Consider the following 10,135-nt stretch of genomic DNA (forward strand, 5'->3'; position numbering starts at 1 on the left):
GGCGGTTGCGACGGTCGCCTCCTGGCTCGTGCCCTCCCCCCGCGCGCGGCCCATCCTGGCCGGCGCGGCGCTGGCGGGCGGGGCGACGGCGCTGCTCGCCGCGCTGCCGGGGGCGACGCGGCTGCTGCTGGAAGCGCTGCCGCTCGCGGGCAACCTCATGCTGGCCTGGCATTTCGGCGCGACCCTGCGGCCGGGGCGGGAGCCGCTGATCGCCCGCTACACGCGGGCTGATTTCGGCCACATGCCCGCTGAACTGGTGGGCTATACGCGGTCCCTGACCATGCTCTGGACGTGGTTCTTCCTGGCCTTTTCGGCGGTGAACGCGGCGACGCTGGCGGGCTTCGGGCCGCCGGCGGGCCCTTCGGCCGCGGCCAATGTGGCGCTGGCGGTGCTGTTCTTCCTCGGCGAACACGCGGTGCGCGCGGCGCGCTTCGGGCATCTCGGCCCGACCCATCCGTGGCGGACGCTGCGCGCGATCTGGCGCGCCGACACGGAACAACCCCATGCCGGCTGACGCGACGCTGCCGCTGACGGGCCGCGCGCCGGGGGAGGTGATCTTCCGCCGCGGCGCGGCGCCCGTGACCGTCGCCCGCTTCCTGGCCGAGGTGGCCGCGCTCGCTGCCCGCCTGCCGGATGAAGGGCCGGTGCTGAATTTCTGCGCCGACCGCTACCTGGCGCTGGTGGGTTTCGCCGCCGCACTCTCGCGCGGGCAGGTGACGCTGCTGTCGGCGGATCGGTCCGCGCCGCGGCTCGCCGACATCGCGCGGCTGCACGGGGCGCGCTACGCGCTGTCGGACACCGATGCGGCGCTGCCGCTGCCGGTGCTGCGCCCCGCGGCCGAACCCGCCTGGGAAGGTGCCAACCCGGCCATTCCGGCAGCGGCCATCGCCGCCATCGCCTTCACCTCCGGCAGCACCGGGGAACCGAGGCCGCACGCCAAGCCCTGGGGCGCGCTGGTTGCCGGGGCGCGGGCCGCCGCCCAACGCTTCGCCGTCGCCGCCGGGACGAGCATCGTCGGCACCATTCCTGCCCAGCACATGTACGGCTTCGAGACCACGCTGATGCTGCCGCTGGTCGCCGCCGGGGCAGGCCATGCGGGGCCCGTCTTCTACCCGTCCGACATCCAGGAGGCGCTGGCGGCCGTGCCGGCGCCGCGCCTTCTGGTGACGACGCCGCTGCAACTGCGCGCCCTGATCGGCGCCGCCGTGCCGCTGCCGCCCCTCGCCGGGATCGTCTCCGCCACCGCGCCGCTGGCCGAAAGCCTCGCCGCGGCGGCCGAGGCGTCCTTCGGCGCGCCGGTGCTGGAGATCTACGGCGCGACCGAGGCGGGCTCCGTCGCCTCCCGCCGCACCCTCGATGGCGAGGCCTGGGAGCCCTATCCCGGCATCCGCTTCGCCATCGCAGAGGACGGGGCGGAGGTCGCGGTGCCCGGCCTCGCCTTGCCCGTGCCGCTGGCGGACACGCTCGAATGGTGCGGGGAAGGCCGCTTCCGCCTGCTCGGCCGGCGGGGGGACATGGTGAAGCTCGCTGGCAAGCGCGCCTCCCTGGCCGGCCTCACGAGCATCCTCACGGCGATCGAGGGGGTGGAGGACGGGCTGTTCCTTGCGCCCGACGACCTCGACCGCAATCCGCGCGCGCGGCTCGCGGCGGCCGTGGTAGCCCCGGGGCGGAGTGCCGAGGAGATCGTCGCCGCGCTGCGCGACAGGGTCGAGCCCGCCTTCCTGCCCCGCCCGGTGGTGGTGATGGATGCCCTGCCGCGCGACGCGCTTGGCAAGGTCAGCCGCGCGCGCATCGCCGAACTTGCCTGGCGCCGGCGCGAAGCTGGGCCGCGCGCCCTTCACATTCGCGATCCGCTTCCCTAGGTAGCCCCGCCGGGAGGCGGCATCAGTCCCCGGCCGAAGGGCCGGATGCGCGGCTTCGTCCTGTGCCGTCCGGGAGTGCCCGCATCCTGTCCGCCGAGACCCCACTGCTGGAGGCGCGCCGCCTCACCCGCCGCTTCGGTGCGCTGGTCGCCAATGATGCCATCGACCTGGCGGTCCGGGCGGGGGAGGCGCATGCGCTGCTCGGCGAGAACGGCGCCGGCAAGTCGACGCTCGTGAAGATGCTGTATGGCCTGCTGCAGCCCGATGCCGGGCAGGTGCTCTGGCGTGGCGCGCCGGCGGCGCTGCCAGACCCGCGCGCCGCGCGCGCGCTCGGCGTCGGCATGGTGTTCCAGCACTTCTCCCTGTTCGATGCGATGAGCGTCGCGGAGAACGTGGCGCTCGCCCTCGATGTGCCTGAACCGCTGCCGCGCGTGGCCGAACGCCTCGCCGCCGTCTCGAGTGCCTATGGCCTGCCGCTCGAGCCCGCGCGGGAGGTCTGGCGGTTGTCGGTGGGCGAGCGCCAGCGCGTCGAGATCGTGCGCTGCCTGATGCAGGACCCGCGGCTGATCATTCTCGACGAACCCACCTCCGTCCTCACGCCACAGGAAGCCGAAGGCCTGTTCGGCACGCTCGACCGGCTGCGCGCGGAAGGGCGCGCGGTGCTCTACATCTCCCACAAGCTCGAGGAAGTGCGCCGGCTGTGCGAGGCGGCGACGATCCTGCGCGGCGGCAAGGTGGTCGCGGCCTGCGACCCGCGCGCGGAAAGTGCCGCGAGCCTCGCTCGCATGATGGTGGGCGCCGAGGTGGGCGCGGCGCGGCGCGCGGATCGTGGAGACGCCGGGCCCGTGCGGCTGTCCGTCCATGCGCTGAGCCTGCCGCCGGACGAGCCGCACGGCATCGGTCTGCACGACGTCTCGCTGGACCTTCGCGCGGGGGAAGTCCTGGGCATCGCCGGCGTGGCCGGCAACGGGCAGGACGCGTTGTTCGCGGCGCTGTCCGGCGAGCGCGCCGCACCGGCCGCTGACCGGATCATCCTCGATGGCGCGGCGGTGGGGCGGGAGGACATCTCGGCGCGGCGCCGGCGTGGTGGCGCCTTCGTGCCGGAGGAACGGCTCGGCCATGCCGCCGCGCCGGCCTTCCGCCTGTCGGAGAACGCGCTGCTCGCCGGCCATGCGACGGAAGGCTTTGCGCCGGGCGGCCTCGTGCGCCGGTCCCGCCTGCTCGGCTTCGTCGACCGCGTTACGGCGGCCTTCGATGTCCGCAAGGGACCGCGCGACCCGGAGGCGCGTGCGCTGTCGGGGGGCAACCTGCAGAAATTCGTCGTGGGGCGGGAAATCCTGCGCGGACCGCGGCTGCTGGTGGTCTGCCAGCCGACCTGGGGCGTGGATGCGGGGGCCGCGCAGGTGATCCGCCAGGCGATCCTCGACCTGGCGCGCGGCGGCGCGGCGGTGCTCGTGATCAGCCAGGATCTGGATGAGCTGTTGGAGATCACGGACCGCATCGCGGTGATCTTCCACGGGCGCCTGTCCGCCGCCACGCCGACCGGATGGACGACGCGGGAGGAGATCGGCCTGCTGATGGGCGGCGCCGCGACGGCGGAGGCCACGTGATGCGCCTCGTCCTGGAACAGCGGGCGGAGACGGGCTGGGCGCTGCGGCTGCTCTCGCCGCTGCTCGCGGTCGCCCTCGCGCTCGTCTCGGCGGCAGTGATGTTCGCCGCGCTCGGCGCCGACCCGCTGGCGGCGCTGCACGCATATTTCGTGCTGCCGCTGTCCGATTCCTGGGGGCTGCAGGAAGTGGCCGTGAAGGCGACGCCGCTCGTGCTGATCTCGGTCGGGCTCGCCTTCTGCTACCGCGCGGGGGTGTGGAACATCGGCGCGGAAGGGCAGTTCCTGGTCGGCGCGCTGGGCGGCGCCTGGCTCGCCGTCGCGACGCATGGCGGGGCGCAGGGGCCCTGGCTGCTGCCGGCGATGCTCGCGGCGGGGGCCTTGGGTGGCGCGCTGTTCGCGCTGATCCCGGCGCTGCTGCGCACGCGCTTCGGGGCGAGCGAGATCCTGACCAGCCTGATGCTGGTCTATGTCGCGGAGCTCCTGCTCGACTGGCTGGTGCGCGGGCCCTGGCGCGACCCGGCCGGCTTCAACATGCCGCAGACGGTCACCTTCTCCCCCGCCGCGACGCTGCCGCTGCTGGCCGAGGGCGGGCGGGTCAACCTCGGCACCCCGCTGACACTGCTGATCGTCGCCGCGGCGGCGCTGGTCGCCGCGCGCACGCTGAAGGGCTTCGAGATCCGGCTGGTGGGGGAGGCGCCGCGCGCTGCGCGCTTCGCCGGCTTCGACGCGAAGCGCGTGACCTGGGCGGTCTTCGCCTTCTCCGGCGCGCTCGCCGGGCTCGCAGGAATCATGGAGGTGGCGGGCACGCTGCGCCAATTGCAGCCGGGGCTTTCGCCCGGCTATGGCTTCACCGCCATCATCGTGGCCTTCCTAGGCCGGCTGAACCCGGTGGGGTGCCTCGTCGCCGGCGTGTTCCTGGCGGTCACCTTCATCGGGGGGGAGAACGCGCAGATCATGCTGCGCCTGCCGCTCGATGCCACGCGCGTCTTCCAGGGGCTGCTGCTGTTCTACGTGCTCGCCTGCGACACGCTGCTGCTCTATCGCTTGCGGCTGCTGCGGAGCGCGCCGGCATGACGCTGCTCGAAGCCATCCTGCTGACGGTCATCACCGCCTCCACCCCGCTCCTGATCGCCGCGATCGGGGAACTGGTGGCCGAGCGTGCGGGCGTGCTGAACCTCGGCGTCGAGGGGATGATGATCATGGGCGCGGCCGCCGGCATCGCGGTGGCCATCACCACCGGGTCGAGCGCGGCCGGCGTCGCGGCAGCGATCCTGGCAGGCATGGCGCTCGCGGCGATCTTCGCGCTGCTGGTGCTTGGGCTCGCGACGAACCAGGTGGCGGCGGGGCTGGCGCTCGCGATCTTCGGCCTGGGCCTTTCGGGCGTGGTGGGCGCGCCCTTCGTCGGCGTGCCGCGGGAGGGGATCGGCAAGATCGCGGTGCCTTGGCTGTCGGAGATTCCCTTCCTCGGCCCCGTGCTGTTCCGGCAGGACCCCTTCGTCTACGCCTCCTTCGCGCTCGTCATCGGCGTCGCCTGGTTCCTCGGCCGCACGCGGGCGGGGCTCGTGCTGCGCGCCTGCGGCGAGAGTGCGGCGGCGGCGCATGCGCTGGGCTTCAAGGTGCTGCGCATCCGCTTCCTCGCGCTGCTGTTCGGCGGCGCCTGCGCGGGGCTGGCGGGCGCCTATCTCTCGCTCGTGCTCACACCCTTCTGGACCAGTGGCATGACGAGCGGGCGGGGTTGGATCGCGCTCGCCATCGTCGTCTTCGCCTCCTGGCTGCCCTGGCGCGCCGTGGCGGGGGCCTATCTGTTCGGCGGGGTGACCATCCTGCAGCTGCATGCTCAGGGCGCCGGTGTCCCGGTGCCGCCGCAGGCCATGGCGGCCTTGCCCTATGTCATCACCATCCTCGCACTCGTGCTGATCATGCGCGCGCGGGGCGGCGGCAGCGCCGCGCCGGCGGCGCTCGGCACGCCCTTCGTGCCGGACCGTTGATCCCGGCCGTGCGCGGGGACATCTCGACCATCGCCATTCCACAAGAAGGAGGCTTCATCCCATGACCATCACCCGCCGCCGGACCATTCAGGGCGCGGCCGCGCTCGCCGGCGCCGCCGCGCTGCCCGGCGCCGCCCAGGCGCAGTCGCGCCTCAATGTCGGCTTCATCCTGATCGGCCCGGTGGGCGATTTCGGCTGGTCCACCATGCACGATGTCGGCCGGCGCCGGATGCTGGAGGTGCTGGGCGACCGCGTGACCGCGACGCAGGTGGAATCCGTGGCCCCGCCCGATTTCGACCGCGTGGCGAACCAGCTCGCGCGCACGGGCTCGCGGCTGATCTTCACCACCTCCTTCTCCTATTTCCAGCCGACGGTGCGCGTCGCGCCCACGCTGCCCAACGTGATGTTCGAGAACGCGACGGGCACCAGCACCCTGCCGAACCTCTCGATCTACAACGCCCGTTTCTACGAAGGCCGCTACGTCCAGGGCGTGATCGCCGCGCGCAAGTCACGGTCCAAGACGATCGGCTACATCGCCTCCTTCCCCGTGCCGGAGGTGATCCACGCCATCAACACCGTCATGCGCGGCGCCTGGTCGGTCGATCCGCAGATGAAGATCCGCGTCGTCTGGGTCTCCGCCTGGTTCAACCCGGCGCGGGAGGCGGATGCGGCGCGCGCGCTCATCGACCAGGGCTGCGACGTGATCTGCCAGCACACCGACAGCCCCGCGCCGCTGCAGCTCGCGAACGAGCGCGGCGTCTTCGGCTTCGGCCAGGCTTCCGACATGACGCGCTTCGCGCCGCGCGCGCATCTGACGAGCAACGTCAACAACTGGGGCGACTACTATGTGGAGCGCGCCCGCGCGATGCTCGACGGCACCTGGCGGCCGGGCGATGTCTGGGGCGGGCTGAATTCGGGCATGTTCCGCCTCGCCCCCTTCACCAACATGACGCCGGAGGAAACGTCGGAGGCCGAGCGCATCCGCGACGCCATCGCCGCCGGCACGCTGCACCCCTTCGAGGGCCCGATCGCCCGTCAGGACGGCACCGAGGTGATCCCCGCCGGGCAGCGGCTGACGGACGACCAGATCCGCGCGCAGAACTATTTCTACCGCGGCGTCGACGTGGCGATGCCGTAATGCCCTTGCCGGGCGGGCGCCGGCCGTGCTGAAGCGCGGCCCATGTCCGCCCGGCACGAGGCTGTCTTCACCATCCCGCATGACCATCCGAGCCTGCCCGGCCATTTCCCGGGACGGCCGGTGGTGCCGGGCGTGCTGCTGCTCGATGCCGTCATCACCGCTGCGCGGGGTGCCTTCGCGCTCGGCCCCCCCTCCGGCCTGCCGCGGACGAAATTCGCCGCGCCGGTCCTGCCGGGGGAGGCGGTGCGGATGATCCTGACGCTGTCGGACGGTGGCCGGCTCGCCTTCGCCTGCCATGTCGGGGACCGCGTGGTCGCCTCGGGCGAGGCGCGCTTCCCCGCATGACCGCCACCACCGCCTGGGCGCGCACGCCCGAGCGCGGCAGCCCGTTCGTGCTGCGGCTGATGGTGCGCATCGCGCTCGGGCTCGGCTGGCACGCCGGCCATGCGCTGCTGCATCCGATCACGTTGTTCTACCTGACGACGGCGCCGGCGGCACAGAAGCGCGCCGCGCGGCGCTACCTCACGCGCGCGCTCGGCCACGACGCGACGTGGCGGGACCTGTGGCGGCTCTATTTCTGCTTCGCCTCCACCATGCTCGACCGCGTCTTCCTGCTGACCGGGCGGATCGGGGGGTACGAGGTCCAGGTCACGGGGCTCGGGACGCTGCGCGACGCCGCGGCGCGCGGGCAGGGGCTCGTGCTGCTCGGCGCGCATATGGGGTCCTTCGAGGCGCTGCGCGCGGTCGGTGGCGCCGGCGCGCCGGTGGAGGTGCGGATGCTGATGCACACCGACCGGGGCAGCGCCTCGGACGCGCTCTTCGACAGCCTCGACCCGACCCGCGCCTCCTCGGTCATTCCCCTCGGCCGGCCGGATTCGATGCTGGCGGCGAGCGAGGTGCTGGACCGCGGCGGCGTGGTCGGCCTGCTTGCCGACCGCGCGGCACGGGGGGAGAGGATGCTGCGCGTGCCCTTCCTTGGGGCCGAGGCGTCCTTTCCTGGCGGACCGATGGCGCTGGCCGCTGTGCTGAAGGCGCCGGTCGTGCTCGGCTTCGGGCTGTGGCTCGGGCCCCGGCGCTACGTGCTGCGCTTCGAACCCTTCGCCGAGGTCGTCGCCCTGCCGCGGGCGGACCGGGAGGCGGCGCTGCGCGACTGGACCGCGCGCTACGCGGCGCGTCTCGGCGAGGTCTGCCGCGAGCACCCTTACAACTGGTTCAACTTCTTCGATTTCTGGGAAGAAGCGCCGGACAGCCCGGCACGAGCCGCTGGTTCGAACTGAGCCGAGCCGGCGCGGTCAGCAGTGTTCGGTCACCTGCGGGACAGGCGCGGCGATGTCGATGTTCAGGTAGCTCAGCACCATCTGCAGAACGATTTCGATCGGCGTCACGACGTCCCTGCGCGATTCATCTGTCGCCCGGAACCAATTCACGATGCCCCGCGCCACTTCGGGATCCAGGGCATCAATATTCCATGCGGATGGCCAGATATCGCTGCTGACGCGCGCGGTTCGGTTTCCATGCGTAATTTCCACGACATCGTGGTTTGTCGTGACGGTCAGGTCTGGATATTTCATATGATGAGGCATTCAAAAAATCTTATGGTCGATAGCGTCAGATACACAGCGATTGCTGATGCACGTCGTGCATAATTCTATGGCCAGACATGCAGATCGGCGGGCACCGGTCCCGACATCAGGCCTGCGCCGCGTCCTCCGCGCGTTGCCAGCGACGCGCCCGGTGGGGCAGACAGGTTCCCCATGCCGCTTCCCGACGAGACCGGCGCCGCGCCGCGCCTGCCGCGCCGCCTGCTGCTCCTCGGCCTCGCGGCCCAGGCGCCCGACCCGCTGGCCGCCATCCTGGCGCCGCTTGCCGCTGTGCGCGAAAGCCGCGCCACCTTCGTCGAGGAGAAGGAGCTGCCGGAACTCGAGCGCCCCCTCCTCTCGCGCGGCCTGCTCGCCTGGCGCGCGCCGGACCGGCTGGAAAAGCACACGATCGAGCCCGTGGAGGAGCGCTTCCTGCTGGAAGGCGAAGTTCTGACGATCGAGCGGCGCGGCGAGCGCCGCCAGGTCGCGCTCGATGCCGCGCCGGAGATCCGCCCGCTGGTCGAAGCCGTGCGCGCGACGCTCGCCGGGGATGCGGCGACGCTGCGCGCGCATCATCGCGTCGCGGCCAGCGGCGGGCCCGCGCGCTGGCGGATCGAGCTGGCGCCGCTCTCCTCCCGCGTGCGCGCCGCCGTGCAGCGCATCGTGCTGGAAGGCGAAGCGGGGGCGATCCTGCTGGTGGAAACCCAGGGCCGCGACGGGCGCAGCAGCATGCGCATCAGCCCGGTGCGATGAGGCGCATCGTCCCGCTGCTGCTCGCGCTCGCGCTGCTCGCCGCCGGCTTTGCGGCGGCCTCCCGCCTTGTGACGCTGCGCGGGGACATCGCCGACTTCCTGCCCGCTCCGGCCACGGCGGAGGCGGCCTTCCTGCTCGGCGAGCTGCGCTCGGGTGCCGCGACGACGCTGCTCATCGCGGGGATCGAGGGCGCGGCGGCGGAGGACCTCGCGCGCGTCTCGCTGGCCATGGGAACCACGCTTGCCGCCGATGCGCGCTTCGCGCTGGTGGCGAACGGCGCGCCGCGCCTGGCAGAGGAGGAGGCGGCGCTGCTCTTCCTGCATCGCTACGCCCTGTCACCCACCACCGATGGTTTCACCGAGCCGGCACTGCGCGCAGCGCTGGAAGGCGTGCTGGACGGGCTCCGTTCCTCGGCCGAGCCGCTCGTGCGGCGCTTCGCCTTCGCCGACCCGACCGGCGCCTTCCTCGGCCTGCTACGCGGCTGGGCGGACGGGGCGGCGGTGCGCAGCGCGCACGGCGTCTGGATGGCGGAGGGCCCGCGCGCGCTGATCCTGTTGCAATCCCGCGCCGCGGGGCTGGATACGGATGCGCAAGGCGCAGCGGCGGAGGCGGTGCGCGCCGCCTTCGCCGCCGCCTCGCCGCCCGCCAGCGCGCGGTTGCTACTCTCCGGCCCCGGCATCTTCGCGGCTGAGGCGGCGGCGACGGTGCGGGCGGATGTGAAGCTTGTCTCGACGCTCTCCTTCGTGCTGGTCGGCGCCTTCCTGTTCTGGCGCTACCGCTCGCCGTTGATGCTGGCGGTCGTCGCCTTGCCGCTGGCGGCCGGCACGCTGGCCGGGCTGCTCGTGGTGGATGCGGTGTTCGGCCATGTGCATGGCGCGGCACTCGGCTTCGGCATGACGATGCTTGGCGTCGCGGACGACTACCCGATCCTGCTCGTGACCAACCGCGCGCCGGGGGAGAGCCTGCGCGACGCGGCGCGGCGGCTCTGGCCGACGCTGCGCCTCGCCGTGGCGGCGGCGGTCGCTGGGCTGCTGCCGATGCTGGCATCGGGCTTTCCGGGGCTCGCCCAGCTCGGGCTGTTCGCGGCGACGGGGCTCGTCGGCGCGGCGCTCGCAACGCGATTCGCGCTGCCGGCGTTGCTGCCGGAGGGGCTGTCCGTCCGCCCGATGCCGGAGCGGCTGGCGCATGCGCTGCTGCGCCTGCCG

The 10,135-nt window shown here is 73.0% G+C and carries 11 protein-coding genes; 10 read left to right on the top strand and 1 reads right to left on the bottom strand.

What is annotated here, in order from left to right:
* From HW577_RS13960 to HW577_RS13990, 8 genes are all read left to right on the top strand, one after another.
* A partial coding sequence (locus tag HW577_RS13960; protein ID WP_198376746.1) for a COG4648 family protein occupies nucleotides 1-514 on the top strand: 514 nt, incomplete at its 5' end.
* Complete coding sequence (locus HW577_RS26540; RefSeq protein ID WP_232474925.1) at nucleotides 504-1,862, top strand: AMP-binding protein; 1,359 nt, start codon at nucleotides 504-506, stop codon at nucleotides 1,860-1,862. The genes HW577_RS13960 and HW577_RS26540, both read left to right, overlap by 11 nt.
* Nucleotides 1,863-1,924: 62 nt before the next feature.
* Nucleotides 1,925-3,472: an ABC transporter ATP-binding protein gene (locus HW577_RS13965; RefSeq protein WP_332837698.1), complete on the top strand. Its 1,548-nt coding sequence runs from the start codon at nucleotides 1,925-1,927 to the stop codon at nucleotides 3,470-3,472.
* Nucleotides 3,472-4,545 carry an ABC transporter permease gene (locus HW577_RS13970; protein WP_198376748.1) on the top strand — a complete coding sequence of 358 codons (1,074 nt, stop codon included), beginning with the start codon at nucleotides 3,472-3,474 and terminating at the stop codon, nucleotides 4,543-4,545. The genes HW577_RS13965 and HW577_RS13970 overlap by 1 nt, the downstream gene beginning before the upstream one ends.
* The gene (locus tag HW577_RS13975) at nucleotides 4,542-5,459 is read left to right on the top strand and encodes an ABC transporter permease (protein ID WP_198376749.1); all 918 of its coding nucleotides are present in this window, start codon (nucleotides 4,542-4,544) and stop codon (nucleotides 5,457-5,459) included. Before HW577_RS13970 ends, HW577_RS13975 begins: the two co-directional genes overlap by 4 nt.
* A 61-nt stretch (nucleotides 5,460-5,520) precedes the next feature.
* Entirely contained in the window at nucleotides 5,521-6,597 is a 1,077-nt protein-coding gene (locus HW577_RS13980; RefSeq protein ID WP_198376750.1) for a BMP family ABC transporter substrate-binding protein, read from the top strand.
* Between the two features lie 42 nt (nucleotides 6,598-6,639).
* On the top strand, nucleotides 6,640-6,942 hold the full coding sequence (locus tag HW577_RS13985) for a 3-hydroxyacyl-ACP dehydratase FabZ family protein (protein WP_198376751.1): 303 nt from the start codon (nucleotides 6,640-6,642) through the stop codon (nucleotides 6,940-6,942).
* The gene (locus HW577_RS13990) at nucleotides 6,939-7,874 is read left to right on the top strand and encodes an LpxL/LpxP family acyltransferase (protein ID WP_198376752.1); all 936 of its coding nucleotides are present in this window, start codon (nucleotides 6,939-6,941) and stop codon (nucleotides 7,872-7,874) included. Before HW577_RS13985 ends, HW577_RS13990 begins: the two co-directional genes overlap by 4 nt.
* A 15-nt stretch (nucleotides 7,875-7,889) precedes the next feature.
* Here the strand turns inward: HW577_RS13990 and HW577_RS13995 are convergent, their stop codons facing one another.
* Entirely contained in the window at nucleotides 7,890-8,168 is a 279-nt protein-coding gene (locus HW577_RS13995) for a hypothetical protein (protein WP_198376753.1), read from the bottom strand.
* A gap of 183 nt (nucleotides 8,169-8,351) precedes the next feature.
* Between HW577_RS13995 and HW577_RS14000 the strand changes: the two genes are divergently transcribed.
* Both HW577_RS14000 and HW577_RS14005 read left to right on the top strand, forming a co-directional pair.
* The gene (locus tag HW577_RS14000; protein WP_198376754.1) at nucleotides 8,352-8,930 is read left to right on the top strand and encodes a LolA-related protein; all 579 of its coding nucleotides are present in this window, start codon (nucleotides 8,352-8,354) and stop codon (nucleotides 8,928-8,930) included.
* Nucleotides 8,927-10,135: MMPL family transporter (locus HW577_RS14005; protein ID WP_198376755.1), on the top strand; the 1,209-nt coding region annotated here is incomplete at its 3' end. The genes HW577_RS14000 and HW577_RS14005, both read left to right, overlap by 4 nt.

Origin of the sequence: Neoroseomonas rubea (genome assembly GCF_016106015.1) — a bacterium.
GTDB lineage: Bacteria > Pseudomonadota > Alphaproteobacteria > Acetobacterales > Acetobacteraceae > Neoroseomonas > Neoroseomonas rubea.